Source organism: Tranquillimonas alkanivorans, from assembly GCF_900115595.1.
Taxonomy (GTDB): domain Bacteria; phylum Pseudomonadota; class Alphaproteobacteria; order Rhodobacterales; family Rhodobacteraceae; genus Tranquillimonas; species Tranquillimonas alkanivorans.
Genome location: NZ_FOXA01000041.1, coordinates 1 through 25933, shown reverse-complemented (window position 1 = coordinate 25933; position 25933 = coordinate 1). Strand labels below are relative to the sequence as shown.

Below are 25933 nucleotides of genomic sequence, written 5' to 3'. Positions count from 1 at the left end.
TCTTCTGGCGCTTCACAAAGGGCCGGACGTATTGCGGCGCGATCAGCCTCACCTCATGGCCGAGCTTTGTCAGTTCCCGGGCCCAATGCGAGGCGCTGGCGCAAGCCTCCATCACCACCACGGAAGGAAGCTGGTCCGCCATGAACTTCGGAAATTGCGCCCGCGTCAGCTTCTTGCGGTATTTCAGATGGCCGGTCATCGAGGCCGCGTGTAGCTGGAACACGTTCTTTGCAAGGTCCACGCCTATCATCGTATCATTCATTTGCCGTCCTCTCCGTTTCGTATCTTCAGCAACACGACCTTGGCACATCGCGATGCCGCCTGGGGAGGACGGCAACCACCCCATCCCGATCGTTGACGACGAAGTGCAGGCCCATCGCCACGCCGTAAAGGATCATGCCGGCCGTTCCCTCTTCGCGCGCCTGCTCGTCCAGCAGGTAGCCGATCAAAACGTTGTAGAGCGCGAAGGACCCCAGGTGCAGCCAGAACGCGCCGGGGGGCGAGGCGCGCGTGCGCCCGCCCGCCATCGCCTTCGCCATCCGCTCAAGCCCGTAGAACACGACGAGGCCCACGAGAGCGAAGAGGTACAGCAGCCCCTCAATCGGAGCGGCCTCTCCGTGCTCGCGTTGCAGATGCGCGAGCTCGGGCAGCAGGTGCACGAAGACGTAGGCGACCGAGACGCCGCCCGCGATGGAGAGCCAGATGCTGCGCGGCCTGCGATCGAGGAAACGCAGGTGCGGGCTAAAGACGTGCACCGCCGCCAGAAGTACCGCGACGCCGACGGTGAGGATCAGGGATGTGTCGCCGGTCATGCCGTCCGTCCGGTTGTGTTTCGGCAACTCAACAGGCGGCATCCCGCCTCGGTTCCGGCCGGGACGGCTTCACAACGCACGGAAAAGCCGTAACTTTTGCGCGGGGTGAAGGGGGGCGACCACATGCCGAAACGCAACGTGCTGATCGCGCGATATGCCGCGGACCTGCGCGAGAAGTGCGGGATCGAGCCGGACATGGACTTGCTGACGGAGGTGACGATCGCCGTTGGGCCGGCGATCTATCACTCCGAGACGGCCATCGTCTCGGCGGAGACGCAGGGTGAACTGGCGAAGATCAAGAACAACTTCCTGATCCGCAAGCTGGGCCTGCCCGACGGGCCGGAGCTGATGGAAGCGATCGACGCCGCCATCGAGACCTATGGCCGGTCGGAGCCTCAGAAGTACCGCGCCGTGCTTTACTACATGCTCGTGCGCGAGTTCGGAAAAGAGTCGCTCTATGCCTGAGTGGCTAGCCCGCCTTTTTCGCAAATCACCTGCCACTCGTCCTCGCTCACCGGCTGGACCGAAAGACGCGTGTTGTTGACCAGCACCATGTGGGACAGTCGCGGGTCGGTCTTGCAGTCGTCCAGTGTGACCGGCGTCGGCAGCGTGTCGAGCGCCTTGATGTCGACGCACTCCCACCTTGGATCATCGGTTGTGCTGTCCGGATGCGCCTCGGCGGTTACCGCGACGGTGCCGACGATCGCCTTCTCCTTCTGCGAATGGTAGAAGAAGCCGCGGTCGCCGACCTTCATCTCGCGCATCGCGTTTCGCGCCTGATAATTGCGGACGCCGTCCCACTCTTCGCCCGCGTCGCCCTTGGCCACCTGATCGTCCCACGACCAAGTGGAGGGCTCGGACTTGAAGAGCCAGTATCTCACGGCGCGATCACCTGCTTCCATTCCTGCAGGGTGACCTCGGCGAACAGCCCAGCCTTGTTGTAAGGGTCGTTCGCCGCGAAATCCTCGGCCGTCTTCATGTCCGGCACGTTCAGAACGGCCATCGACCCGGCCATCTCGCCATTGTCGTCCAGCAGCGGGCCGCCGCGTTCCAGAATACCCGAGGCGCGGGCATAGGCAAGGTGCGCCTCGCGGTTGTCGAGCCGGGTCTGCAGGTGGCCGGGTTTGTCCCGTGCGATGAGAACGACGTACATCTCTACTCCTTGATCAGCGGCCGGGCGAGGAGTCCCTCGACGGCGCGCGGCAACGTTGTCTCGCCGTTCAGAAGTGCGTCGACCATCGCGGTCAGCGGCATCTCGATCCCGGCCTCGGCGGCCAGTCTAGTGACGGCATGGGCCGTGGCAACACCCTCGACCGTGCCGCCCGGCACCGGCTCGCCGCGTCCCAGCGCCAGCCCCGCGCGATAGTTGCGGGATTTCTCCGAGGTGCAGGTCAAGATCAGGTCGCCCAGCCCCGACAGCCCGTTCAGCGTCTCGGGCCGCGCGCCGCGAATGTCGGCGAAGCGTTTCATCTCGGCGAAGCCGCGCGTGATGGCCGAGGCGCGTGCGCTTTCGCCCAGCCCCGCGCCGATCGCGATGCCGGCGGCGAGCGCCATGACGTTCTTCAGCGCCCCGCCAAGCTGCGCGCCGGCGACATCGGTGCTGAGATAGAGACGAAGGTTCGGCGTCGCGATGTCGTGCTGGATCTCGGTGCCTGCCGGCTCGTCCCCACAGGCGAGCGTGAGTGCGGTGGGCAGCCCCGAGGCGATGTCGATGGCGAAGCTGGGCCCGGTCAGGACGGCGGCAAGCGCGTCCGGCACCTTTCGCGCGATTACATCGGCGGGGCCCAGCCCGGTGCGCAGGTCGACGCCTTTGGAGCAGGCGACCAGCGTCCTGCCCATGAACGGCGCAGGCGTGTCCAGGAGGTCGCCGAGCGCCTGCATCGGCACCGCGATCAGCATCGTCTGCGCCTGTGCGGCCTCTTCGATCTGGGCCGTCACGTGCAGGCTGGCCGGCAGGCTGACGCCCGCCAGCCGCTTCCCGTTCTCGCGCTTGTCCTGCATCAGGGCCACGTCGTCCGGATCGCGCGCCCACAGCGTGACCGGGTCGCCGTCCCGCGACAGGGCGACGGCCAGCGCCGTGCCGAATGCGCCTGCTCCGATGACCGAGATCATGCCTTGGCCCCCTTCTTGCCCGATCCCAGAAGCGCCGGGCGTGTCCGGTCCAGCGGCCAGCGCGGGCGCGCCGACAGCTCCATCCCGTCCCGGCGGCCGGTGCGGAACAGTTCGGCCCCGGCCCAGGCAATCATCGCGGCGTTGTCGGTGCACAGCGCCAGCGGCGGCGCGACGAAGCGCGCGCCGTGCTGGGCCGCGACTTGTTCAAGCCGCGCGCGCAGCGCCTTGTTGGCGGCGACGCCCCCGGCCACGGCAAAGGCCGGTGCCGCTGGGGCTACCGCCAGATACTCCGCCAGCGCCCGGCGCGACTTTTCCGCCAGAACGTCGGCGACGGCGGCCTGGAACCCGGCGCAGAGGTCGGCGCGGTCCGCCTGGCGCAGCCCGCCCTCGCGCTCCATCGCCTTGTCCCGCTCGCGCAGGACGGCGGTCTTCAGGCCCGAGAACGACAGGTCGCAACCCGGCCGGTCTAGCAGGGGGCGCGGAAAGGCAAAGCGTGCCGCGTCGCCCTGCGCCGCCTCGGCCTCGACCGAGGGGCCCCCCGGCTGGGGCAGGGCCAGCAGCTTGGCGGTCTTGTCGAACGCTTCGCCCGGTGCGTCGTCGATGGTGCCGCCGAGGCGGGTGAAATCGTCCGGGCCGCGCACGATCAGGAACTGGCAGTGCCCGCCCGAGACGAGGAGCATCAGGTAGGGGAACCCAAGATCGTCCGTCAGCCGTGGCGTCAGCGCGTGCCCGGCCAGGTGGTTCACTCCGATCAGGGGCACGCCCGATCCGGCCGCCAGGCCTTTCGCACACATCACCCCCGACAGCACCCCGCCGATGAGCCCGGGCCCGGCGGTCACGGCGATGGCGTCGCAGTCCCGCAGCGCGACGCCCGCCTGATCCAGCGCCTGCTCCACCACCAGGTCCAGCTTTTCAGCATGGGCGCGGGCGGCAATCTCGGGCACGACGCCGCCAAAGGCCGCGTGCAGCTCGGCCTGTCCGGCCACGAGGGAGGAGAGGATTTCAGGGCGTTCCCCGGCAGGCGCGCGGATGACGGCGGCGGCGGTATCGTCGCAGCTGCTTTCCAGCCCGAGTATGGTGACGTCCTGGCCCATGCGCTACCGGTTGCCCGCGTGATCGAGCGCAGGTAACACCGCCCTGCGCGCCATTCAACGCTCGGGAGGTCTCTTGGCTCCCACCGATCCCGTTCTGCTGCTGACCCGCCCCGAGCACCGCTCGCGCGCGTTCGTGGAAATATGCCGAACGCGCGGCTTTGCGGGGCCGGTAATAATCGATCCGATTATTGAAATCGTGCCGTGTCCGCTGGACATGCCGCTGGATGACGTCCCCGGCCTCATCCTGACCTCGACCAGCGCCGTCGAGGCGGTGGCCGGCCATGATCTGCGCGGGCGCCGTGCCTGGGCGGTGGGAGAGCGAACGACGCAGGCGGCGCGTGCCGCGGGAATGGAGTGCAGCTTCGGCGGGGCCGATGCCAACGCGCTGGTGGCGCACCTGTCGCGGGAACGGCCCGGCGGACCCCTTCTGCACCTGAGGGGGCGGCATGCGCGGGGAGACGTGGCCGAGCGGCTGGCCGCCGCCGGGGTGCCGACGCACAGCGTGGTAGTCTATGATCAGCGGGACCGGGCGCTGGGTCCTGCGGCGCGAGAGGCGCTCGACGGGCCGAACCCCGTGATTCTCCCGCTGTTCTCGCCGCGTTCGGCGGCGCTGGTGGCGGGGCAGGTGGGCGAGGTTCGGGCGCCGCTCGAGGTCGTCGCCATGAGCGATGCCGTCGCGTCGGCATGGACCGGTTCGGGGCGGCTTCAGGTTGCGGGAATGCCAACCGCCGCGGCGATGGCGGAGGAAGTCGAACGAATTTGCGATGGCTGACCGCCTTGTTGGGGGTGAGGTGGCGGGCTAATCTCCGTCCGTCGCCCGACCGGCCGGCGTTCGAGGAAATGGAAGAGGTACAAGCACCGTGGCGAGACCGAAGAAACCGAACTCCGGCACCGGAACGCGGGGCAAGACGGACGAAACGAACACGCCGGACGCCCCCGCGGCGAGCGGCGGGTCCGAGCCGAAGGCAACGACGCCCGTGACCGGTGCGACACCGGGCTCAGAGCGCGACGAGTCCGGTACGGCGGGCGCTGCCGGCGGCAAGGACACCAAGGCTGCCGACGCTTCGACGGGCAAGGCCGCGACGGACGCTCCTGCCACCGAGGGCGGCAAGTCCACCGCGAGCGGCGGAGTGCCGAAGGCGGGCTCCACCCGCACCACCGGCAGCGCCGCCTCGACGAGCAAGGCGGCTGACGCCACCGCTTCGAAGGTGCCTGCGGACCAGAACGAATCTGCCAAAACGGCGGAAAAGACCCCGACCAGTAAAAGCACCGCCTCGACCGAGGCGGCCACCGGGCCCGGCGCGGCCGAGACGGATGCGAAGCCGGATGCGGACAAGCCGACCTCCGCCGCACCGGCCAAGGGCGCCAGCGCCGCCGAGGCAACGCCCGACGCAGGCGGCGGCCGGACTGATCCGCCGCGCGCGACGGCCCCTGCCAAGGAGCCGCGGCCCCGTGTCTCGAAAGGGCCGGGCTTCGCGACGCTTCTGCTGGGCGGCCTTCTGGCCGGCGCCATCGGCTATGCCATCGCCTACTATACAACGCTTCAGGACGAGACGGGCGAGGACCCGGTTCCCGCGCTCATGGCGCGGCTGGACGAACAGGCCGGACAGCTCGACGAGCAGGCGGCGCGGTTCGACGACGTGCTGGGCCGGCTGGACACGCAGGCCGGTCGCCTCGACACGCTGGGCAGCGATGTCGAAGCGCTGCGCGGCGACTTCACCACCCTGCAGGAACAGGTGGCGGGGCTGGAGCCGACCGAGTCCGGCGTGACGCAGGAGACGCTGGACGAACTGCGCGCGGCCGCCGACGAGGGCGTGGCCGGACTGGCCGAGGAGGTCGCTGCCTTGACCGCACGCGTCGAGGAGATTGCCGCGCGGCCCGAGCCGGAGCCGCAGGGTGTGCCCGAGGAGGTTCTGTCGCAGTACGAAGAGCAGCTCTCGGGCCTGCAGGAGCAGCTGACGGCTCAGCGTGAGCAAATCTCGGCTGCCGAGCGGCAGGCGCAGGCGGTTATCTCCCGCGCCGCTCTGAACCGCATACAGGCCGCCATCGAAAGCGGCAGCGTGTTCGAGGCGGCGCTCGAAGACCTCGAGGCCAATGCACAGGTCGACCTGCCCGAGGTGCTCGAGGACGCGTCCGAAACCGGCGTTCCGTCGGTGGCGCTTCTGCAGCGGACCTTCCCCGAGGCCGCACGCGCCGCGCTCGAGGTGTCGATCCGGGCAACGGCCGGCGACGGCGATACGCTTGACCGGCTGGGCAGCTTCCTGCGGGCGCAGACCGGCTTCCGTTCGCTGTCCGAACGCGAGGGCAACGATCCCGATGCGGTGTTGTCGCGCGCCGCGGCCCGGGTCGAGGAGGGGCAGATCGCCGCCGCGCTCGAAACGCTGGAGGTGCTGCCCGAGCCGGGCCTGGCTGCGATGGACGAATGGCTCGGCCTCGCTCGCACGCGGGTGGCCGCCGAGGCGGCGGTCGCCGAACTTGCCACAAACCTGAACGCGAACTGAGGGCGCCGTCATGCTGTGGTCTTTGCTGAAGATCGTCCTTTTCGTGTGCGCGACCGCCGCGCTCACGCTGGGCGCCGCCTATCTGCTGGAAGCCGACGGGGGCATCCTCGTCGCCGTGGCCGACGTGGAATTCGTGCTTGGCCCGCTCCAGGCCGCCATCGCGGCGCTCGTCCTGCTGGTGGCGATCTGGATCGTGCTCAAGCTCGTCGGCCTTGTCGTCGCGCTCATCCGCTTTCTCAACGGCGACGAAACGGCGCTCAGCCGCTACTTCGACCGCAACCGCGAGCGGAAGGGATATCGCGCGCTGGCCGACGGGATGCTCGCACTCGCGTCCGGCGAAGGGCGCACCGCCATGTCCAAGGCGGCCAAGGCCGAGCGCTACCTGCGCCGGCCTGAGCTTACCAACCTCCTGACCGCGCAGGCGGCCGAGATGGTTGGCGACCGGCGCAAGGCGGAGGACGTCTACAAGCGCCTGCTGGTTGACGACCGCACGCGGTTCGTCGGCGTCCGCGGGCTGATGAAGCAGCGGCTGGACGAGGGCGACACCGAGACGGCGTACCGGCTGGCCGAGAAGGCCTTCGCGATCAAGCCCAAGCACACCGAGACGCAGGACGTGCTGTTGCAGCTCCAGGCGCAGCGGCACGACTGGAGCGGCGCGCGCAAGACGTTGGGTGCCAAGCTGCGCCACGGCTCGCTGCCTCGCGACGTGCACAAGCGCCGGGACGCGGTGCTGGCGCTGTCCGAGGCGCGCGACGTCCTGGCCGAAGGCAAAAGCATCGAGGCCCGCGAGTCGGCGATCGAGGCGAATCGCCTGTCGCCGGACCTTGTGCCTGCCGCTGCGATGGCCGCGCGCCACTACATCGAGAAGGGACAGGACCGCTACGCCACCCGCGTGCTGCGCAAGGCGTGGGAGGCCCAGCCGCATCCGGACCTCGCCGCCGCCTTCGCCGAGATCAAGCCGAACGAGACGCCGCAGGCGCGCATCAAGCGTTTCGCGGTGCTGACCCGCAGCCATCCCGACCACCCCGAGACGCGCATGCTGCTTGCCGAGCTGCACATCGCGGCCGAGGACTTTCCGGGTGCGCGCCGGGCGCTGGGCGATCTGGTGAAGGCGCACCCGACCTCTCGCGTCTTCACGCTCATGGCGGCCATCGAGCGCGGCGAGGGCGCGAGCGATGCGGTTGTGCGCGGCTGGCTGACGCGGGCGCTGACGGCGCCGCGCGGGCCGCAATGGGTCTGCGACAACTGCCAGCACATCGAGGGCAAGTGGGAGCCGGTCTGCGACAATTGCGGCGGCTTCGACACCCTGTCGTGGCGCGAGCCGCCGGCCGGAGAGGTCGTGCTGCCGGCGGGGACCGAGATGCTGCCGCTGATCGTCGGCCAGCTTGACGACCACACCAGCGTTCCGGCCGAGGACACCGTCGAGGGGGGCCCGGAACGGGACCCGGCGGCCCCGGGTCCGGTCCAGCCGGTCGAGGCGGACGAGCGGCAGGACGCGGTCAGCGTGCCCGAGGCCGAGGTCGTCGTCCCGCAGGAACAGCGAGACGAGGCGAACGCCAAAAATTAGGGCTTACATCCCGCGCGAAACCTTGGTAGGAGGCGCGCCGAAGCGTCGGGAAGCCGGCGCTGACCGGCCCCCGCGGGGCTCGGTGCCGCAGTAGCTCAGCTGGTAGAGCACGTCATTCGTAATGATGGGGTCGGGGGTTCGAGTCCCTTCTGCGGCACCACTTTTCCCAAGACTTTCGTGAGAGCGCGGGCGAAAACTTATCATTCCCCCGTGCAGCCGACGTCGGACCGGCTGTTGCAACCCGGTGGCAGGTCCAGGCACTCACCCTTCCGAAACCAAACCTTTCCGCCTGGAACGGTGCACGCCGGTCGAAGGCAGCGGCGCTTAGTGCGGTGAGTAAAGCCGACGCGCGGTCGTGAGGTCCGGCATCGCTTTTCCAATGTCGGCGATCGCGATCATCAGTGCGCGGCGGACAAGGGTCCGCCCGTTGCCGCGTTCGCAGGTCTGAAACACTCCCCCGAATGACCGCCGAATTGCGCCGGTCGCGGCGCGGCTCTGCCCCGACTCCGCCATCTTTGCATCGCCTAAGGAGGGAGGGCAGCACGACAAAAGAAACGACAGGAGGCGCGGGTGATCGGCGAAGTGTTCAGGGGGCTGCGGACGTTGCGCGGGTCGAAGGGGAGGCCGGCGGTGCGGCCGATCACGCTGGAGACCCTGCGGTCCGACCATCTCGACCAGCTGCACGCGATCAATCACGAGGTCATCCTGCGCTACGGCGCGCCGCTCGTGGCCGTGCCGATCTGCCGCCGCGCGACCGAGCCGGGCGACTTGTCGCACTTTCTTCTGGAACTTGGTGTGGACCCCTTCCGCCGCTGGAACATGCTGTACTACGCCTCGGACCGGGCCAGCGCGCGCGAGCTCGACACGCACGTCTACGACCCGGCGATGGAGGGGCTGCACGATGGCAGCATGGCCGACGTGATCCGCAAGGTGCGCCTGTCCTGGATGACCTATCTGGAGGAAGAGCCGGACGCGACGCCGGAGCAGTGCGAGCGGTACCGCGATATGCTCCGCGCTTTCCTCGTTCAGTGTGGCGTGCGGTTCGAAACGATGATGTTCCGAGGCAAGCGCAATCTTTGGCAGGAGATCATGGCGCAGCACGAGGCGCGCGGCGCCGCCTGATCCGTCAGGTCCGCCCCAGCATCGCCAGCCGGATCAGCGCCCTTTCGACAAGCGCCATCTGCGGCACGCGGGCCGTCGAGCGCAGAGTCAGGTCGGTGTCGATGAGCACGCCCAGCCCCTGCTCAAGCTTTGCCGCGCCCCAGGCCTGTGCCTGACGCACCATCCGGTCGCGGCGGGGGCCGAAGACCGGCGGGCGTACGCGGGCGATGCCGCTGCCCGCCCCGCCGGGGTCCGAGGCCGCCTGGTGCAGCTGGCGGAAGTGGCGCAGCGCGTTGATGCACAGCGTCGTGGGGTTCACCCCCTGCGCCTCGATCCGCTGCATGAGCGGCCCGATCTCCTGCGCGCGCGCCTCGGCCACGACGTTCAGCAGATCGTCCACCGCCGCCTCGGTCGAGGTCGGAGCCTGCGTGGCGATATCCTGCGGCGTCAGCGGCGTGTCGTCGCCCATCTTGTACAGCGCGATCTTGTCGAGCGTCTGGCGGAAGTCCCCGGGGCCGAGCGCGCGGGCCAGCGCCGTCAGGTCGGCCATCGCGTCGCGCCCCACGTCCTTCAGCCCGGCCTGCGACAGCATCGCCTCGATCTCGTCGCGCCCCGGCGGGTCGTCGTAGAGCGCCACCGCGACGGCCGAGCGGTGCCCCTCGAACAGCTTGCGCAGCTTCGAGCGCGCGTTGAGTTGCCCCGCCGTCACCACGATCTGCGCGTCGCCCGGCCGCCATTCCTGAAGGGCGGTCGCAATCGTGTCGTGCAGCCCGTCGGTCGCGTCCTCGACGAAGGCCACGCGGGGGCCGGGAAAGAAGCCCTGCGACGTCACCGCGTCGATCAGCGCCGCCGGGTCGCGGCGCAGGTCGGCGGCGGGCAGGCGGGCCAGGCGCATCTCCTCTTCGCCCTTGGGGCCGACGAGGTTCGCGATCAGCTCCTGCCGCTTGAGCGCCACGCGCATCGCGTCCTGACCATAGATCAGCGCCCCCGTCCCCTGCGGGTCGGGCTTGCGGAAATAGGCGGCTGCGTCGCGCGCGTTGAGCTTCACCGTCGCCACTCCGGCGCGGTGGCCAGAAGTTGCGCCACCACCTGATCGGCGAGGATCGTCATCAGCCGCTCGCGGGCATCCCTCTCGGCGGTCAGCACCGTCACCGGGTTGCCCGCGATCGAGCCGCGGGACGGGTCGAAGACCGGCGCGGAATAGCCGGTGAAGTTGCGCACCTCGCCGGTCGCCACGGCCTCGCCGCTGGCGATCTCGGTCAGGACGAAGCGGACCGCGCCGATCAGCTGGTAGCGCGTGACCTCCTGATCGGGCGTCACGCCCAGCCCTTCCTGCCGCAGCAGGATGTCGGCCGACAGGTCATACAGGGGATCGACCGGCTGCCCCAGCCGCCGTTCGAGTTGCCGCACCAGCGCATAGCCCTCGGGGTCGTCGGGCGGATCGACGGCGATGGTGCCGCGCAGCCCCTCGGCCGCGCCGCCGGGGCCATAGACGGGGGTGAACCCGCAGGCGGCGAGGGCGGCGAGGCTCAGAAGGGCAGCGCGGCGATCAAACGACGACATTCACGATCCGGCCGGGGACGACGATCAGCTTCTTCGGCTGACCACCGGCCAGCGCCTTCTGCACAGCATCCGTCGCCAGCACCAGCTTTTCAACCTCGGCCTTGTCCAGGTCCTTGGGCACCGTGATCTCGTCCCGCCGCTTGCCGTTGATCTGGATCGGCAGCGTGACCTCGTCCTCGACCAGCATCGCAGGGTCGGCCTTCGGCCAGGCGGCCTCGGCCACCAGCCCTTCGCCGCCGAGCATGTGCCAGATCTCTTCGGACAGATGCGGCGTCATCGGCGACATGAGCTGCGCGAGCGTCTTCGCGGCCTCGGTCTTCGCGGCGCGGCCGGCTTTCGACTTTGCCAGCGCGTTGGTGAAGGCATAGAGGCGCGCGACCGAGGTGTTGAAGCCGAAGCTCTCGATTCCCATCGTCACGTCGTGGATGGTCTTGTGCATCTCGCGCAGGAGCGCCTCGTCGCCTTCGCCCTTTTCGGGCGCGTCGGCGACCTCGGAAGCAAGGCGATGGACCCGGGCGAGGTGCTTGGCCGTCGCCTCGGCGCCCGAGGCGGTCCATTCCACGTCGCGCTCCGGGGGCGAATCCGACAGCACGAACCAGCGCGCGGTGTCGGCGCCGTATTGCTCGACGATGGCGACCGGGTCCACGACGTTGCGCTTGGACTTCGACATCTTGGCCGAGGGGATGACCTCGACGGGCTCGCCCGTGGCGGTCAGCACCACGCCGCTGTCGGTCTTCTCGACCTCGTTGGGGAAGTGATAGACGGGCCGCCCCTTGTCGTCGCGCGTCTGATAGATCTCGTGCGTCACCATCCCTTGCGTGAACAGCGCGTCGAAGGGCTCGACGGCGCTGGCGGGCAGGTGGCCGCATTCGTGCATCGCGCGGGCGAAGAAGCGGGAATAGAGCAGGTGCAGGATCGCGTGCTCGATGCCGCCGATGTATTGATCGACGTTCATCCAGTACTCGGCCTCTTCCGCCACGGTCGGCGTTTCGGCGCGCGGCGCGGTGAAGCGGGCGTAGTACCACGAGGAATCCACGAAGGTGTCCATCGTGTCCGTTTCGCGCTTGGCCGGCTGGCCGCACTTCGGGCAGAGCACGTCGCGCCAGGTCGGGTGACGGTCCAGCGGGTTGCCCGGCTTGTCGAAGGTCACGTCCTTCGGCAGCTCGACCGGCAGGTTCTCCTTCTTCTCGGGCACTACGCCGCAGCTTTCGCAGTGAACCACGGGGATCGGGCAGCCCCAGTAGCGCTGGCGGGACAGGCCCCAGTCGCGCAGGCGGAACTTGGTCACGCCGTGGCCGACGCCGGTCTTCTCGCAGAAGGCGATTGCAGCGTTCACGCCTTCTTCACCGGTCTGCAGCTCGTCGCCCGCGAAGCCCTTCACGTAGCGCACGGTTTCGGATTTCGGCGGAACGTAGGCGTCGCCGCCGTCCTCGGGGCGGGTGAAGCCCTCCTCTTCGCCCTCGGGCACGTAGGTCGAGGTCACGGGCAGGTCGTACTTCCGTGCGAACTCGAGGTCGCGCTGGTCGTGCGCGGGGCAGCCGAAGATCGCGCCGGTGCCGTAGTCCATCAGGATGAAGTTGGCGATGTAGACCGGCAACTCCCACGCCGTATCGAACGGGTGGCGGACCTTGAGCCCGGTGTCGAAGCCCTTCTTCTCGGCCTTCTCGAGCTCTTCCTCGCTGGTGCCCATGCGGCGGCACTCGGCGTTGAAGGCGGCGATGTCGGGATTGCCGGCCTCCAGCTCTTTCGCGAGCGGGTGGTCGGGCGAGATGCCGACGAAACTCGCGCCCATCAGCGTGTCGGGGCGGGTGGTGTAGACCTCGATCCGGTCAAGCCCCTCGGGGCCGTCGATCATGGAGAAGGCGAACTGGAGGCCTCGGCTCTTGCCGATCCAGTTGCGCTGCATCGTCTTGACCTTCTCGGGCCAGTTGTCGAGCCGGTCCAGCGCCTCCAGCAGTTCCTCGGAATAGTCCGAGATGCGGAAGAACCATTGCGTCAGCTCGCGCCGCTCGACCGGCGCGCCCGAGCGCCAGCCCTTGCCGTCCTCGACCTGCTCGTTGGCCAGCACGGTCATGTCCACCGGGTCCCAGTTGACCACCGCGTTCTTGCGATAGACCAGGCCCTTCTCCATGAAGTCGATGAACATCGCCTGCTGCTGGCCGTAATACTCGGGATCGCAGGTTGCGAACTCGCGGCTCCAGTCCAGCGACAGGCCCAGGGTCGAGAACTGCTTCTTCATGTTCTCGATGTTGGAATACGTCCAGTCGCCGGGGTGGATGCCGCGCTCCATGCTGGCGTTCTCGGCCGGCAGGCCGAAGGCGTCCCAGCCCATCGGGTGCAGCACGGCGTGGCCGGTCGCCAGCTTGTAGCGCGCCACCACGTCGCCCATCGTGTAGTTGCGCACGTGGCCGATGTGCAGGTTGCCCGAGGGGTAGGGGAACATCTCGAGCACGTAGTACTTCGGCTTCGACGGGTCGTGGACGGCCTTGAAGGTGCCGGCCTCGTCCCAAGCCCTCTGCCACTTCGGTTCGATCTCGCTGGCGGAGTAGCGTGCCATCGTGTGTTCCCTGGTCCTGAGCGTTCGGAATAGCGCCCGCGCTTGATATGGGGCGGGGGCGCATTGGTCCAGCCCCCGCGCCGGGGCGCGGGGCCGGCCGGGAGGGCCCGGCAGCCATCATCACCTCGCACTGCACAAACCGTTGAGAAACAGCTTCAGGTTGTGTTTGCATCCGTTTCGTAAAATTGACTGGCGGGACGGTCCGACGACTTCTCCAGATCACGGCACCATGCGGCGAAAGCCTTTTTGCGCCAACTTTCTGCCTCCCTTCGGTAGCGCAGCAGGAGGCGGAATTCCTTCATGGCGATCGAAACAGGATCACGTAGGGACAGGTTTCCGCTGATCGATATGCACATGAGATCGAGAAGCTCGCGATGTCTCTCGTCGAGGTCTGGCGTGAGGCCGAACCCCCGCAGCACTTCGCGCCTACCACGCGCCTCTGGCGTACCAGCGAAGGCGTCGGCCTCCAGCAGAGCTTCTATCTTCTCTTCCACTTCCTTCAGCGCTTCAGTCGCACGGCGCACCTGAACCTCCGCCCTTGCCAGTTCAAGCGTCGTTGAATGCAACCGATATCCCGCGGCCGTCTGCCCTGTACTCGCGAGCTCTTCCCAGTCGTCGGCGATCACCCGGTAGAGGTCGAGTACTTCCTCATCGACTTCGGTACGCACCGCCAAGCCGTGACGACGGGCGTTCTGCGCCGACCGAACGACGGTGGGAGGTTCTTGCGGTTTCCCGGCTCGTGCGGTCACGATTCCGCCTCTGTCTCCGTTCGCTCATCGTCAACGACGATTGCGTCTTCGACAGTGTTCCGAGGCCGGCTTTGCACCTTCTCAAAGTCCGCCAGCAGCCGTCGACGCCGCGTCTCTATCCTGCGGGCTTCGTCTTCGAACCTCTTCAAGTCTTCTGACTTTCTCGCGTAGGCTTCAGCCGTAAGGAGGTCTACATCAATCTCCATCTTCATTATGCTGGAAGCAGCGCTTTCACCGGCAGTTCCCGGAATCATCAGCGCCGACATGAGGCGATCGCGATCTTTTGGCGGCAGTCGCTCCTCCAGAGCCGCGCCTAACGTCTGGCGCACTTCGCTCATCACGAGCGCGCGAATCCACCTGATGCGCCGCCGGCGCTCCCACTCAAGATCGACCAAATTTCTCGCGATGACCTGCGCGTAAGCGCTTCGTGGAGCCAAGTCGTCCAGCATCGCCGCACGAAGGCTCTCGAAGTCGCCATGACTCTCGCCCGCGAGCAGGGAGTGCTGGTCCAGGACGTCACTCACGGTTCGGATCTGCGGCTCCGCAGGACTGGCTCGTCGTGTTGCTCTGGACATGACCGGCTTCCTACGAAGGGTTCGATCGCGCGGAGCGCGTTGGACTTTTGGCGTGGCGCCCGAAGCCTAATCTGCGTGCAAGTCCAGGTTCGGTCCGGCCAATGCTCTGCCGATACGTGTACTGAAACCTTCAGAAGATCAGCGAACTCCTTTGGGAGCTGGCTCAGGTCAATTCGGGCACCTCCTCTTGGGTTCGGAACGAAGACATGCCCGAAATTGAAAAACGCCGTCGAAACAAGCCTCGAAAGCGCCTGATTATATTGAAGCCGCAGATCCTCAGGCTCGAACCTTGCTAGTTCGGCAAGCCTCTTCTGGACCACCTGTCGTCTCTTCAACCGACTTCCGCGGCTAGCCGCGAGGTGCGGACGGGCGCCGATGAACCGGGCCGCGTCGCTGGCATTGCGCGTCAGTGCGAACCTTTGGCAGAATGCTTCTAGGAGCGGATCAAACAGTGATGGCATGGCGGATGTAGTTCCCGAAATGTTCCTGCGCAGAGGCTAATCGGAGAATCACGGCTCGTTCAAGCGGGGTCAGCGTTCGTCGCGTGTCAGTACTGACATTTGTTAGGGACCGTCTGACTGACTGAGCAGCCTCGCAAGAATTCTGTAAGAAGGTGGGGGGGGCGGCAGATTCAGCAACCGGTAGTTACTGCGCTCCAGCGAGCGCCCGGCACCGAAGGCATCGCAGCAGTATGGATGCTACGGCCATTTCACGCGGACGGTGTTGAAACAATCAAAGTGCCTGCACCCGGAGGCTCATCTTCGATGGACCGAAAGAGGTTCCAGCCCCCGCGCCGTGGCGCGGGGCCGTCCTGCGGCAGCTCAGCCGGGGCGGTGGATCAGAGGCGGGTGTCCTGCAGGCGCAGCTGCCGGGCGCGGGTCAGGATCGCGTCCTCGAGCGCACGCACGGTATCCGGGCTCGCCGGACCCGAGGACGTGGCCAGCGCCACGTTCAGCGACCGCGCGTCGAGCGCCGGATCCTGCACATAGACGGTGGCGCGGTACGCGCGGCTGCCGCCGGGCGGGGTGCCGTAGCCATAAACGATGACGCCCGCGAAAGGATCGACTGCTTCGACCGGCATGAAGTCGAGGATCTGCTGGGTCGCGTTCCAGATGTACTTGTTGACCTCGACCGTGACGTTCGGGTCCTGGCCGGCCCCAAACAGATCCCAGACCGTCGTCCGCCCTGCGTTTTGGGCCGGCGGCGTGTTCGCCCGCTGCCGCAGGACGGCCTCGCTTACCGGACCGGCACTTACGTCCCGCTCGAATGGCGAGCTGCCGTTTTCGCATGCCGCGACCGCGCCCGCGCACGCCAAGAGAGCCATTGTCCGGATAAACTTGCCGCTGGTCATACCCGCGTCCCACGTCCTTTGCTTCGCCGGAGTGGTAGCGCACCTGATTCCACCCCACAAGCGGCGGCTGCGAAAAAGCCACGCCGAACGCCAGAGCGGCGGGACGCCGCACCAGGGCCGACGGCGGATTTCTGCCACCGTTTCCTATACTTCCGGGGAGCCGACCGGTTCGGGTGGCGGCACTGTGGCACCTCTGCACCAATCCGTGGCCTTAAGGGAAGCGGCCGTTCCCGCAGCCTTGCTCCGATCCCGCAAAACGCGCATTGCTCCGGTGTGCCTGAGGGGAGTTTTCCCTCGGGGCCAATATCTGAGAGATGAGGGAAAACATGAAAAAGATTCTCTTCGCCACGACGGCGCTGGTTGCTTCGACCGGCTTCGCCGCTGCGCAGGAAATGGCCGTTTCGGGCTTCGCCGAGATGGGCATCTTCGGCGGTGACGACATCGACACGCAGTTCCATACCGACGTGGACGTGACCTTCACCGGCGTCGGCGAAACCGACGGTGGCCTGACCTTCGGCTTCGACGTCGACCTCGACGAAGAAATCGGCGATAACAACGCCGTCACCGGTGGTCCCGAGTCCGGCGCGACCCGCGACGATTCCGACGACGGTGGCGCGACCATCTTCGTTTCGGGCGCCTTCGGCACCCTGACGATGGGCGACACCGACGGTGCGCTGGACTGGGCCCTGACCGAAGCCATCATTGGCTCGTCGCTCCGTGACGACCACGAGCACGCCGGCTACAATGGCAACGCCGGCCTCGACGGCATCTACGACGGCCAGGTCGCACGTTACGACTACGCCTTCGGCGACTTCGCCTTCGCCGCGTCGGCCGAAGTTCCGGACGACGAAGACCTGGGTGATCCGGTTCTCGGCCTCGGCGCGCGTTACGCGGGTGACTTCAGCGGCATCGGCTTCTCGGCCGGCCTCGGCTACCAGACCGTCGAAAACGACTTCGACGATGCCGACATCTGGGGCGTCTCGCTCGCCGGTGAGTTCTACGAAGGCTTTGAAGCCATCGTGAACTACTCGACGCTCGACAGCTCCGTGCTGGACGGCGACGTGGACCACACCGGTCTGGCCCTCGGCTACACCGCCGGCGCGATCACCGTTGCGGCCAACTGGGGCCAATTTGACTTCGAGGACGATACGGAAGCCTCCGGCTGGGGCCTCGTCGCCAACTATGACCTGGGTGGCGGTGCTGAGCTGCAGGCCGGCTACGGCAACAGCGAGTTCGACGGCTTCGGCGTTGCCGATGACGACGACTTCAGCACCTACTCCTTCGGCATCGCGATGGCGTTCTGATCCCACTCAGGGATATGCCTAGGGAAGAGCGGGCCTTGTGCCCGCTCTTTTCTTTTTCGCCTTCCTGTGGATCTCTCCGCCCGCGAAAGGAGACTTGGCGATGAGCCTTGCCGACATCACAGACCGTCTACGCGCCGCCGAACGCGCCGCCGGCCGGCCCGAGGGGTCGGTGCGCCTGATCGCCGTGTCCAAAATCCAGCCGCTCGAGCGGGTCGAGGCTGTGCTGGAGGAAGGCCATCGACTGTTCGGTGAGAACCGGGTGCAGGAAGCGGCGGGCAAGTGGCCGGACTTCCGCGACCGCTTCGAGGGCATCGAGTTGCACCTGATCGGCCCGCTTCAGACCAACAAGGCGCGGCAGGCCTTCGACCTGTTCGACGCCATCCACTCCGTCGACCGCCCGAAGCTGGCCAAGACCATCGCGCGCCTCGCCCAGGAAGAGGGCCGCTGCCCCGACCTGTTCATCCAGGTGAACACGGGCGAGGAAGAGCAGAAGGCTGGCGTGCTGCCGGGAGACGCCGACGCTTTCATCGCGGAGTGCCGTGGCATGGACCTGCCCGTGCGAGGCCTGATGTGCATCCCGCCGGTCGAGGAAGAGCCGACTCTGCACTTTGCGCTGCTGAAGAAGATCGCCGAGCGCAACGGGCTCGAGGGCCTGTCGATGGGGATGAGCGGCGACTTCGAAAAGGCGGTGATGCAGGGCGCGACGCACGTCCGGGTCGGCTCGGCCATCTTCGGTGCGCGCGACTACGGCTAGACGGTTCCCGGTCCTGCCGTTTCTCGTCGCGGGGAGCAACCGTCAGGCCGCGAGGAGCGGTACGATCAGCCGCGTTCCGGGCCGGGCTCGCTGGGCCACCCAGCGCAGATTGCCGGCCGACATTGCGATGCAGCCCTCCGTCGGGCGTCCGGGCTTCCGCCAGCGGTGCAGGAAAATCGCCGATCCCCGGCCGGGTTCGGCATGCGGCCAGTTCCAGTCCGTCAGCAACACGAGATCGTAAAGCCTGTCGCTCCGCCGCAGGCGCTCGTGCGAGAAGCGGTGCGGCGTTCGCACCAGCGTGTTGTAGGCGGGATCTTCCGGGTCGTCAGACCACAGCTCGCCGGGACGAATCGGTCGCGCCCAGGGCGCTGGCTGCGCGATTCGGTCGGATCGGTAAAGCAGGCCGACAATTTGGTGCATTCCGGCGGGCGTCGCGCCGTCTCCCTCGCGCTTCGTTGCCGTGATCCCGCCGCGACCGATGGAGCAGGCGATCAGGCGCCCATGGACGCGCAGGCCGCGGGGCGTGAGGACCAGATCCTCCGGCGTCAAAACAGGTGGCCCGACTTCGACGCCTTCGTTGCCAGGTAGTCCGCGTTCAGCGGGTTGCGGCCCACGGCAAGCGGCACGCGTTCGGTCACCCGCAGGCCGCACTCGGCGAGCATGTCGACCTTGCGCGGGTTGTTGGTCAGGAGACGGACTTCGGTGAACCCCATCCGCCGCAAGATCTGCGCGCCGATGCGGAAGTCCCGCTCGTCATCCTCGAAGCCCAGCCGGTGGTTGGCCTCCACGGTGTCGAATCCCTGATCCTGAAGCGAATAGGCCCGCATCTTGTTGGCCAGCCCGATGCCGCGCCCTTCCTGGTTGAGGTAAAGGAGCACGCCCGCGCCCTCGGCGGCCATCTGCGCCAGCGCCCCGTTCAGCTGAGGCCCGCAGTCGCACTTGAGCGAGCCGAGGATATCGCCGGTAAAGCAGGCCGAGTGCAATCGCACCAGCACGGGATGGTCGCGGTTCGGCTGCCCGACCTCGACGGCGTAGTGCTCGTCGCCGCCGTCGTCAGGGCGGAAGATATGGAGCCGACCGGCGCGCGCCGCGGCCATGGGCAGGCGGGCCGAGACGACCGGCGACATCTTGGGGGCGGCGGCGAAAAGCGGATCGGTCTCGCCCAGGTCCAGCGTCGTCAGGCCGACCTCGCGGGCCAATGCCTCGCCGTCCTCCACCGGACGGACAAGCGCGGCGGGAAGCAGGCGGGCTGATTTCACCAGCGCGATCGCCGCCCGGTGCAGTGTCGCATCGCCGGCGCGTTCGGTGCGGAAAGGCCCCTTCATCGGGGTCGACAGGTCGTCCTTCGGATCGACGATCGCGTGCAGCTCGCGTGCCTGCATGTCGCGGGGCATGGGCAGGCGGGCGAGGTCCTCGTCGTAGACCCGGATCTTCAGCGTCTCGGCCCGGCGGTGTGTGATGGCCAACACCGGCTCCCCCTCGGACAGAAACTCGGCCAGCCGTTCGGACGACAGAACTTCGGGCGCGGCCACCAATGCCGCGCTGTCCGGCCCCGACAGCACGACCGGCAGGCCCATGCGCAGGTCGGATCGGGCACGGGCGAGGCGTTCGATGGGAGAGGGGGCAAACGGCATGGCTGACGTCCTTTCTGCCCCGTCTACAGGCATTTGCGGGAATGTGAAACATATGCCCGATCCGGCACACGTCCGCGTGAGTTTACTGTCGCATTCCTTGCGGGAACCGGGTGCGCTCACGATTTGTTGCGCAGGCAATGGAGGAGCCTGAATGAGCGGTCTAAAGAAAATTCTTCTGGTCGACGACGACGACGATCTGCGCGAGGCGCTGAGCGAACAGCTCGTGATGACCGAGGACTTCGACGTCTTCGAAGCCGGCAGCGGCGCCGAGGCGATGGAGAAGGTGAAGGCGGCGCTCTACGACCTTGTGATCCTGGACGTGGGGCTGCCCGACAATGACGGACGCGAACTGTGCCGCCTGATGCGCAAGCAGGGCGTGAAATGCCCGGTGATCATGCTGACCGGCCATGACAGCGACGCGGACACGATCCTTGGGCTCGACGCGGGCGCGAACGACTACGTGACGAAGCCCTTCAAGTTCCCGGTCCTTCTGGCCCGCATCCGCGCACAGTTGCGCCAGCACGAGCAGTCCGAGGACGCGGTGTTCCAGCTTGGCCCGTACACGTTCAAGCCGTCGCAGAAAATCCTGATCGACGAGTCGGACCGCAAGATCCGGCTGACCGAGAAAGAGACGAACATCCTCAAGTTTCTCTACCGCGCTTCGGAAGGCGTGGTGGCGCGGGATGTGCTGCTGCACGAGGTCTGGGGATACAACGCAGGCGTGACCACCCACACGCTTGAGACGCATATCTACCGTCTGCGACAAAAGATTGAACCGGATCCCTCCAACGCACGTTTACTGGTTACCGAAAGCGGCGGTTACAGACTGGTCGCCTGAGGCGAAGAGAGCCCGACTCCGTGACCGGGTAACGACACGGAACCTCCCTGTTGGACTGGCCCGGGCTTCGGCCCGGGCCTTTTTTCATTGGTCGGAATAGATCGTGGCCTGGAAATTCCCGTCGAGCCGCAGAGAGTCCTCGGCCTCGATGATCAGCTCGTCGCTTCCGCCGGGCACCATGGTGGCGAAAATACTGCCGCCCAAGGCCATCTCGTCGCCTTCGACCGTCAGGGCTTCGACAATCAGGTCGACATTTTCCGGTCCGGCCGTCCAGACGTCGTCGGCTCCTTCGGGCTGAAACGACACTTGTGGCTGCGCCACCCCGTATGCCGCTGGCCCGCCTGCGGCCACGAACTCGATCATCAGCGCGCCGCCGCGGCCCTCGTGGTCACGCTCCGGCGTGGCAACGATGCGTACCAGCCGGCCGCTGTCCGCATCCTGCCATCGGCTGCCGCCCAGGATGTCTTCCGACGTGACGGACCACGCCACGTCCTCAAAGTTCAACGTGCCGGTGACTGTGCCGCTCGCCGTGTCGACGGGGCCGCCGATATCCTCGTCCTGCGCGGCCAGCGGGGCGGCGGTGAGGGCAAGGGCGAGCGTGGGGATGAGGTGTCTCATGTCGTCCTTCCGTGTGTCAGGTTCACTCGGAAAACGCCGCGTTCCGGGGCCCGTTCCCCGTCTGGATCTTCCCGGCTTGGCGCCATACCTTCCCGCCGCACCGCAACACGGAGACGCATATGTCTTTCACCCTCGCCACCTGGAACATCAACTCGGTCCGCCTGCGCGAGGGGCTGGTGTCGCGCCTGCTGACGGATGAGGCGCCGGATGTCCTGTGCCTGCAGGAATGCAAGTCGCCGGTCGAGAAGATGCCGCTGCAGGCCTTCGCGGCGCTCGGCTACACCCACTGCGTGGCGCGGGGGCAGAAGGGGTATAACGGCGTCGCGATCCTGTCGAAGCTGCCCCTGAGGGATGCCGGCCACCACGACTGGTGCGGCAAGGGCGATGCGCGGCACGTAGCGGCGGCGCTCGAGAACGGGGTTGTCATCCACAACTTCTATGTCCCTGCTGGCGGCGACAAGCCCGACCGCGAGATAAACGAGAAGTTCGGCCACAAGCTCGACTTCCTGACCGAGATGCGCTACCGCTTCCACGGCGAGCGGCCCGAGCGCCAGATCCTCGTGGGCGACCTGAACATCGCCCCGCGCGAGGACGACGTCTGGAGCCACAAGCAACTTCTGAAGGTCGTCAGCCACACACCGGTCGAGGTCGAGCACCTGGGCGAGGCGCAGGATGCCGGAAAGTGGGTGGACGTCACCCGCGCCGACATCCCCGAAGGACGGCTGTATTCCTGGTGGTCGTATCGCTCGCCTGACTGGAACGCCGCCGACAAGGGGCGGCGGCTGGACCACGTCTGGGCCACGCCCGACATTGCCGGCGCGGCGCATTCCAGCCGCATCCTGCGCGACGCGCGCGGATGGGAGCAGCCATCGGATCACGCGCCGGTCTTCGCGACCTTCGACGTCGACGTCTGAGACGCGAGCCTTGCAAGCGCAGCACGTGTGCTCCATCTAACCCGTCGAAGCCGCGACGTGTAAAAGGAGCGTGAGGATGCTGGAGCTTGGACAGAACGCGAACCCGGCGCCGGATGACCTGATCAAGGAGTCATCCGAGGCCACATTCATGGCCGACGTCGTTGAGACGAGCCAGCAGGTTCCCGTTATCGTCGACTTCTGGGCGCCTTGGTGCGGCCCCTGCAAGACGCTGGGCCCGATGCTCGAGGATGCGGTGCGCGCCGCCAAGGGCGCGGTCAAGATGGTCAAGGTCAACGTCGACGAAAACCAGATGATCGCCAGCCAGCTGCGGATCCAGTCGATCCCCACGGTCTATGCCTTCTGGCAGGGGCAACCCATCGACGGCTTCCAAGGCGCCGTACAGGGCTCCGAGATAAAGGCATTCGTCGACCGTCTGGTGCAGCAGTCGGGCGGCGACGCATCGGGCGGGCTGGACGACGCCATCGAGGCGGCCGAGCAGATGCTGGCCGACGGCGCGGTAACCGATGCGGCGCAAACCTTCGCGGCCATCGTCGGCGAAGACCCGAAGAACGCGAAGGCTTACGCGGGCCTCGTGCGTGCTCACATCGAGCTGGGCGATCTCGAACAGGCCGAGGCGATACTGAACGGTGCCGACGCCGACATCAGCCATGCGCCGGAGCTCGAGGCGGCGCACGCCAAGCTCGAACTCGCGCGGCAGGCGGAAAGTGCCGGTCCGGTGGGCGAGCTTCAGGCCAAGGTCGAGGCGGACCCGACCGATCACCAGGCGCGCTACGATTTGGCGCAGGCACTCTATGCCAAGGGCGATGCGCAGGGCGCGGTGGACCAGTTGCTGGAACTCTTCCGCCGGGATCGCAACTGGAACGACGAAGCGGCGAAGACGCAGCTGTTCAAGATCTTCGACGCGCTCCCTCCGCAGGACCCGGTGGTTCTGAATGGAAGGCGCAAGTTGTCCTCGATGATATTTGCCTGACGCGCCGGGCGGTCTAAGTCGCCTGACATGTTGAAAGCCGCCGACCTGCCCGAGACTATCCCCGTCTTTCCGCTGCCCGGTGCGCTGCTGCTGCCCCGGGCGCGGCTTCCCCTTCACATCTTCGAGCCGCGCTACCTGGCGATGCTCGATGATACGATGAAGACGCAGCACCGTCTGATCGGCATGGTCCAGCCCCACGAGGGGCCGGGCGACAGGCGTCTTCACAGCATCGGTTGTGCCGGCCGCCTGACGGCATTTTCCGAGACCGAGGACGGCCGCTACATGATCACCCTCGCCGGCGTGTCGCGCTTCCGGATCCGGCGCGAGATCGAGGGCTTCACCCCCTACATCCGATGCGACGTCTCGTGGCAAGGATTCGAGCGTGACCTCGGCGGGACCGAGGACGATCCAAGCTTTGGTCGTGATCGGTTCCTGCGCCTGCTCAGCCGGTATTTCGAGTCCGAGGATCTCAAGACCGACTGGGAGTCCCTGCGCGAGGCCGAGGACGAGCTGCTGATCAACTCGCTGTCGATGCTGTGCCCGTTCCCGCCCGAGGACAAGCAGGCACTGCTTGAGGCGCCGACGCTCGAGACCCGGCGCGAGACGCTGGTCACTCTGATCGAGTTCGCTCTGCGCGGCGGTGCCGGAGAGGAGCGTGTGCAATGAAGGATGACGAGCAGAAGTTCGACCGTCGCATGCTCGAGGCGCTGGTCTGCCCGCAAATCCACGCGACGCTCAGCTACGACCCCGAACGCCAGGAGCTCGTGTCGCGGGCGGCCCACCTCGCCTTCCCGATCCGCAACGGCATCCCGGTGATGCTGATCGACGAGGCGCGCAAGCTCGATTGAAGCCGGCGCTTGCCGTGCCCGCCGTGCCTCCACATATCAACCGTGTCTGGATGTGAAGGAGGTCGGAATGGCCGGTTACGCGCGCACAGCGATGCTCATGGCGGCGCTGACGGCGCTCTTCATGGGCGTGGGGTATTTGATCGGCGGCGGCACCGGCGCGGTGCTCGCGCTGCTTTTCGCCGCGGTCACCAACCTGTTCACGTGGTGGAACTCGGACAAGATGGTGCTGCGCATGCACAACGCGCGTCCCATTGCGCCGGGCGACCGGACGGGCCTCCACGACATGGTGACACGCCTTGCGCGTGACGCGGGGATGCCGGTTCCCGGCGTCTACCTGATCGAGACGGCGCAGCCCAATGCCTTCGCCACCGGGCGCAACCCGGAGAACGCCGCCGTTGCCGTCACGACCGGCCTGCTGCGCCAGCTCAGCCACGAGGAAGTCGCGGGCGTCGTCGCGCACGAGCTTGCGCATATCCGCAGTCACGACACGGCGCTCATGACCGTCACCGCCACCTTCGCCGGTGCCATCTCGATGCTGGCGAGCTTCGCGCTGTTCTTCGGCGGAAGGCGCGACAGTCCGCTGGGTCTGGCGGGAACGCTGGCGATGATGTTCCTTGCTCCCGTGGCGGCGGCCCTGGTGCAGATGGCGATCAGCCGGGCGCGCGAGTACGAGGCCGACCGCATCGGCGCCGAGATCTGCGGCAATCCGCTATGGCTGGCTTCGGCGCTGCGCCGCATCCAGACGGCGGCGTCGCGGATCGACAATCACGTGGCCGAGCGCAATCCGGCGACTGCCCACATGTTCATCATCAACCCGCTTCACGCGCACAACTACGATCGACTGTTCTCGACCCATCCGCGCACGGAAGAGCGCGTGGCCCGGCTTCAGGCGATGGCGGCCGAGCGCGGAGCGCCCTCCGCGACGGCGCAATCCGCCGCGCCCGCGCGGGGACCGTGGGGCTGAAGGTCCGGTCCTGCGCTGGCTAATCGCCGTTGGTCTGGATCTCGTTGTGCCATCCGTCGCTCGGGTCCGGGTCGTCGACGATCGGCTCGGGCCCGCTGCCCGAGGCGACACCGCAGGCGGCCAGCGTAAGCGTCAGCGCAAGAATGGGCGCGACTCGATGGAACGGCATAAGTCCTCCTTCACCCGGACGAACGCAGACAGGCGGCTGTTCGTTTCCGGGATCACGCTGCATCAACCGCGCGTCAGGAGTGTCATGGATTAACGACGGCGGACTGCCGGACCTGCCAAGGTGGCCTCGGTCCGTCATGCCGCCGGCGGGCCGGGCGGGGTCTCCGAAGGGAGGCGGAGGCTCCGCCGCCGCCGCGGTTGACCATGTTCCGTTAACTTTTGGGAAATGGTGCCCAGGAGAAGGGTTGTGTTCCGTCTCGGGGCGTCATCACGGCTAACCCTTCGGGTCGTGCCCTGCAAAACCAATGATTTAGCAAGTTTGCCCGTGGTGCAACCCAGTCGTGAACTACTACGGTTTCTACTACGGCGCTTATTCCCGTCGCGAAACACGACCTTCCGACGGAGCGCGTTCACTGCGGGACTGCTCCGACATCGGGTTGTCTAGGTGGGTCAGCCCCTCAGGGAGGCGCTGAGGTGACCGTGGAGCCGCCATAAAAGGCGGAAGCGCCCTCCCTACACAGTCAGTTTCAACGACCTCTGCGGGCGGCTCTGAAGCCGTGGATGCGCTTTGGTAAGGAGGGGGCGGGGCGAGTGCCACCCCCGGTGGGTACGTTACCGTATATGGCCGTTCCCCGAGATTTGGGGAAATCCTTCGTCAACCAGTTCAGGGATACCGTGACAGAACTGCAGTACGGGGTGGGGAGCGGCCACAAGTACGGGAGAAGCCGACAGGGTGAGCCGGGGGCTTAAGACCCATTAGGGGGACAGACTGCTATAAGTATCTAATAGCATCTCGTCCCCTCAACGTGGGCTATAGGCCCCCGCCTCAGCCTGTTCACGACATCATGGGCAACCACTCCATGCTCGGATCGAGTACTTCGCCCCACCCTGTGTCCGGTAGCGCAGGATCCCCGCGCC

General features: G+C 67.1%; 28 protein-coding genes, 1 tRNA gene and 1 pseudogene. 14 read left to right on the top strand and 16 right to left on the bottom strand.

Translation table 11 applies throughout. The annotated features are described in order from the left end of the window. Both BM162_RS20725 and BM162_RS20720 read right to left on the bottom strand, forming a co-directional pair. Window positions 1-262 (bottom strand): annotated as a pseudogene (locus BM162_RS20725) (IS110 family RNA-guided transposase); the annotation flags it as partial. Between the two features lie 25 nt (window positions 263-287). Then, on the bottom strand, window positions 288-812 hold the full coding sequence (locus BM162_RS20720; RefSeq protein ID WP_093425616.1) for a hypothetical protein: 525 nt from the start codon (window positions 810-812) through the stop codon (window positions 288-290). A gap of 123 nt (window positions 813-935) precedes the next feature. On the opposite strand from BM162_RS20720, the gene BM162_RS20715 reads away from it, so the two are divergent. Beyond that, window positions 936-1277 (top strand): DUF2853 family protein, encoded by a 342-nt coding sequence (locus BM162_RS20715; protein WP_093425620.1) that lies wholly within the window; start codon window positions 936-938, stop codon window positions 1275-1277. On the opposite strand, the gene BM162_RS20710 is transcribed toward BM162_RS20715, so the two are convergent. From BM162_RS20710 to tsaD, 4 genes are read right to left on the bottom strand one after another with little or no spacing between them, the layout of a single operon-like run. Then, window positions 1268-1693 carry an EVE domain-containing protein gene (locus tag BM162_RS20710; protein WP_093425614.1) on the bottom strand — a complete coding sequence of 142 codons (426 nt, stop codon included), beginning with the start codon at window positions 1691-1693 and terminating at the stop codon, window positions 1268-1270. The two genes, BM162_RS20715 and BM162_RS20710, sit on opposite strands and share 10 nt — an antisense overlap. Next, window positions 1690-1965: a YciI family protein gene (locus tag BM162_RS20705; RefSeq protein ID WP_093425613.1), complete on the bottom strand. Its 276-nt coding sequence runs from the start codon at window positions 1963-1965 to the stop codon at window positions 1690-1692. Before BM162_RS20705 ends, BM162_RS20710 begins: the two co-directional genes overlap by 4 nt. A 2-nt stretch (window positions 1966-1967) precedes the next feature. Next, on the bottom strand, window positions 1968-2924 hold the full coding sequence (locus tag BM162_RS20700) for an NAD(P)H-dependent glycerol-3-phosphate dehydrogenase (RefSeq protein ID WP_093425611.1): 957 nt from the start codon (window positions 2922-2924) through the stop codon (window positions 1968-1970). Further along, window positions 2921-4018, bottom strand: a complete 1098-nt coding sequence (gene tsaD, locus BM162_RS20695; protein ID WP_093425610.1) for a tRNA (adenosine(37)-N6)-threonylcarbamoyltransferase complex transferase subunit TsaD — start codon at window positions 4016-4018, stop codon at window positions 2921-2923. Before tsaD ends, BM162_RS20700 begins: the two co-directional genes overlap by 4 nt. A 73-nt stretch (window positions 4019-4091) precedes the next feature. On the opposite strand from tsaD, the gene BM162_RS20690 reads away from it, so the two are divergent. The 5 genes from BM162_RS20690 to BM162_RS20670 all read left to right on the top strand — a co-directional run bounded on the left by BM162_RS20690 (window position 4092) and on the right by BM162_RS20670 (window position 9208). Then, the gene (locus BM162_RS20690; protein ID WP_177215307.1) at window positions 4092-4790 is read left to right on the top strand and encodes a uroporphyrinogen-III synthase; all 699 of its coding nucleotides are present in this window, start codon (window positions 4092-4094) and stop codon (window positions 4788-4790) included. Between the two features lie 88 nt (window positions 4791-4878). Beyond that, window positions 4879-6519 carry a hypothetical protein gene (locus BM162_RS20685; RefSeq protein ID WP_093425607.1) on the top strand — a complete coding sequence of 547 codons (1641 nt, stop codon included), beginning with the start codon at window positions 4879-4881 and terminating at the stop codon, window positions 6517-6519. A 10-nt stretch (window positions 6520-6529) separates the two neighbouring features. Continuing rightward, the gene (locus BM162_RS20680) at window positions 6530-8086 is read left to right on the top strand and encodes a heme biosynthesis protein HemY (protein ID WP_093425605.1); all 1557 of its coding nucleotides are present in this window, start codon (window positions 6530-6532) and stop codon (window positions 8084-8086) included. Window positions 8087-8170: 84 nt separating this feature from the next. Then, window positions 8171-8246 (top strand) — tRNA-Thr (locus tag BM162_RS20675). A 410-nt stretch (window positions 8247-8656) separates the two neighbouring features. Further along, on the top strand, window positions 8657-9208 hold the full coding sequence (locus BM162_RS20670; RefSeq protein WP_093425604.1) for a hypothetical protein: 552 nt from the start codon (window positions 8657-8659) through the stop codon (window positions 9206-9208). Between the two features lie 4 nt (window positions 9209-9212). Here the strand turns inward: BM162_RS20670 and holA are convergent, their stop codons facing one another. The 6 genes from holA to BM162_RS20640 form a co-directional block, all read right to left on the bottom strand. After that, the gene (gene holA, locus BM162_RS20665) at window positions 9213-10235 is read right to left on the bottom strand and encodes a DNA polymerase III subunit delta (protein ID WP_093425619.1); all 1023 of its coding nucleotides are present in this window, start codon (window positions 10233-10235) and stop codon (window positions 9213-9215) included. After that, window positions 10232-10750 (bottom strand): LPS assembly lipoprotein LptE, encoded by a 519-nt coding sequence (gene lptE / locus BM162_RS20660; protein WP_093425602.1) that lies wholly within the window; start codon window positions 10748-10750, stop codon window positions 10232-10234. The genes holA and lptE overlap by 4 nt, the downstream gene beginning before the upstream one ends. Continuing rightward, the gene (leuS, locus tag BM162_RS20655) at window positions 10737-13307 is read right to left on the bottom strand and encodes a leucine--tRNA ligase (RefSeq protein ID WP_093425601.1); all 2571 of its coding nucleotides are present in this window, start codon (window positions 13305-13307) and stop codon (window positions 10737-10739) included. Before leuS ends, lptE begins: the two co-directional genes overlap by 14 nt. Before the next feature lie 155 nt (window positions 13308-13462). After that, window positions 13463-14056 carry a hypothetical protein gene (locus tag BM162_RS20650; RefSeq protein ID WP_143096260.1) on the bottom strand — a complete coding sequence of 198 codons (594 nt, stop codon included), beginning with the start codon at window positions 14054-14056 and terminating at the stop codon, window positions 13463-13465. Next, on the bottom strand, window positions 14053-14580 hold the full coding sequence (locus BM162_RS20645; RefSeq protein ID WP_093425598.1) for a hypothetical protein: 528 nt from the start codon (window positions 14578-14580) through the stop codon (window positions 14053-14055). Before BM162_RS20645 ends, BM162_RS20650 begins: the two co-directional genes overlap by 4 nt. Before the next feature lie 889 nt (window positions 14581-15469). Further along, window positions 15470-15982, bottom strand: a complete 513-nt coding sequence (locus tag BM162_RS20640; protein WP_177215306.1) for a DUF3576 domain-containing protein — start codon at window positions 15980-15982, stop codon at window positions 15470-15472. A 326-nt stretch (window positions 15983-16308) separates the two neighbouring features. Here BM162_RS20640 and BM162_RS20635 point away from each other — a divergent pair, with 326 nt between their 5' ends. Further along, window positions 16309-17286: a porin gene (locus tag BM162_RS20635; protein WP_093425596.1), complete on the top strand. Its 978-nt coding sequence runs from the start codon at window positions 16309-16311 to the stop codon at window positions 17284-17286. Between the two features lie 100 nt (window positions 17287-17386). Next, on the top strand, window positions 17387-18040 hold the full coding sequence (locus BM162_RS20630) for a YggS family pyridoxal phosphate-dependent enzyme (protein WP_093425595.1): 654 nt from the start codon (window positions 17387-17389) through the stop codon (window positions 18038-18040). A gap of 42 nt (window positions 18041-18082) precedes the next feature. Here the strand turns inward: BM162_RS20630 and BM162_RS20625 are convergent, their stop codons facing one another. Together BM162_RS20625 and ribA are read right to left on the bottom strand one after the other, a co-directional pair. After that, window positions 18083-18589: a L,D-transpeptidase family protein gene (locus BM162_RS20625; RefSeq protein ID WP_093425593.1), complete on the bottom strand. Its 507-nt coding sequence runs from the start codon at window positions 18587-18589 to the stop codon at window positions 18083-18085. Next, a complete protein-coding gene (gene ribA / locus BM162_RS20620; protein ID WP_093425592.1) occupies window positions 18586-19674 on the bottom strand; it encodes a GTP cyclohydrolase II in 1089 nt (362 codons plus the stop codon). The genes BM162_RS20625 and ribA overlap by 4 nt, the downstream gene beginning before the upstream one ends. A gap of 151 nt (window positions 19675-19825) precedes the next feature. Here ribA and BM162_RS20615 point away from each other — a divergent pair, with 151 nt between their 5' ends. Then, entirely contained in the window at window positions 19826-20512 is a 687-nt protein-coding gene (locus tag BM162_RS20615; RefSeq protein ID WP_093425590.1) for a response regulator transcription factor, read from the top strand. 84 nt (window positions 20513-20596) lie between these two features. On the opposite strand, the gene BM162_RS20610 is transcribed toward BM162_RS20615, so the two are convergent. Then, window positions 20597-21130 carry a hypothetical protein gene (locus tag BM162_RS20610; RefSeq protein WP_093425589.1) on the bottom strand — a complete coding sequence of 178 codons (534 nt, stop codon included), beginning with the start codon at window positions 21128-21130 and terminating at the stop codon, window positions 20597-20599. A 119-nt stretch (window positions 21131-21249) separates the two neighbouring features. Between BM162_RS20610 and BM162_RS20605 the strand changes: the two genes are divergently transcribed. From BM162_RS20605 to htpX, 5 genes are all read left to right on the top strand, one after another. Then, on the top strand, window positions 21250-22044 hold the full coding sequence (locus BM162_RS20605) for an exodeoxyribonuclease III (protein WP_093425587.1): 795 nt from the start codon (window positions 21250-21252) through the stop codon (window positions 22042-22044). Between the two features lie 76 nt (window positions 22045-22120). Beyond that, window positions 22121-23035 (top strand): thioredoxin, encoded by a 915-nt coding sequence (trxA, locus tag BM162_RS20600; RefSeq protein WP_093425586.1) that lies wholly within the window; start codon window positions 22121-22123, stop codon window positions 23033-23035. A gap of 27 nt (window positions 23036-23062) precedes the next feature. Continuing rightward, window positions 23063-23701, top strand: coding sequence for an LON peptidase substrate-binding domain-containing protein (locus tag BM162_RS20595; protein WP_093425584.1), 639 nt, complete (start codon window positions 23063-23065; stop codon window positions 23699-23701). After that, complete coding sequence (locus BM162_RS20590; RefSeq protein ID WP_093425583.1) at window positions 23698-23883, top strand: Trm112 family protein; 186 nt, start codon at window positions 23698-23700, stop codon at window positions 23881-23883. The genes BM162_RS20595 and BM162_RS20590 overlap by 4 nt, the downstream gene beginning before the upstream one ends. Before the next feature lie 67 nt (window positions 23884-23950). After that, window positions 23951-24847 carry a zinc metalloprotease HtpX gene (htpX, locus tag BM162_RS20585; protein WP_093425581.1) on the top strand — a complete coding sequence of 299 codons (897 nt, stop codon included), beginning with the start codon at window positions 23951-23953 and terminating at the stop codon, window positions 24845-24847. Window positions 24848-24866: 19 nt separating this feature from the next. Here the strand turns inward: htpX and BM162_RS23010 are convergent, their stop codons facing one another. Further along, window positions 24867-25016, bottom strand: a complete 150-nt coding sequence (locus tag BM162_RS23010) for a hypothetical protein (protein ID WP_177215305.1) — start codon at window positions 25014-25016, stop codon at window positions 24867-24869. Between the last annotated feature and the right edge of the window lie 917 nt (window positions 25017-25933).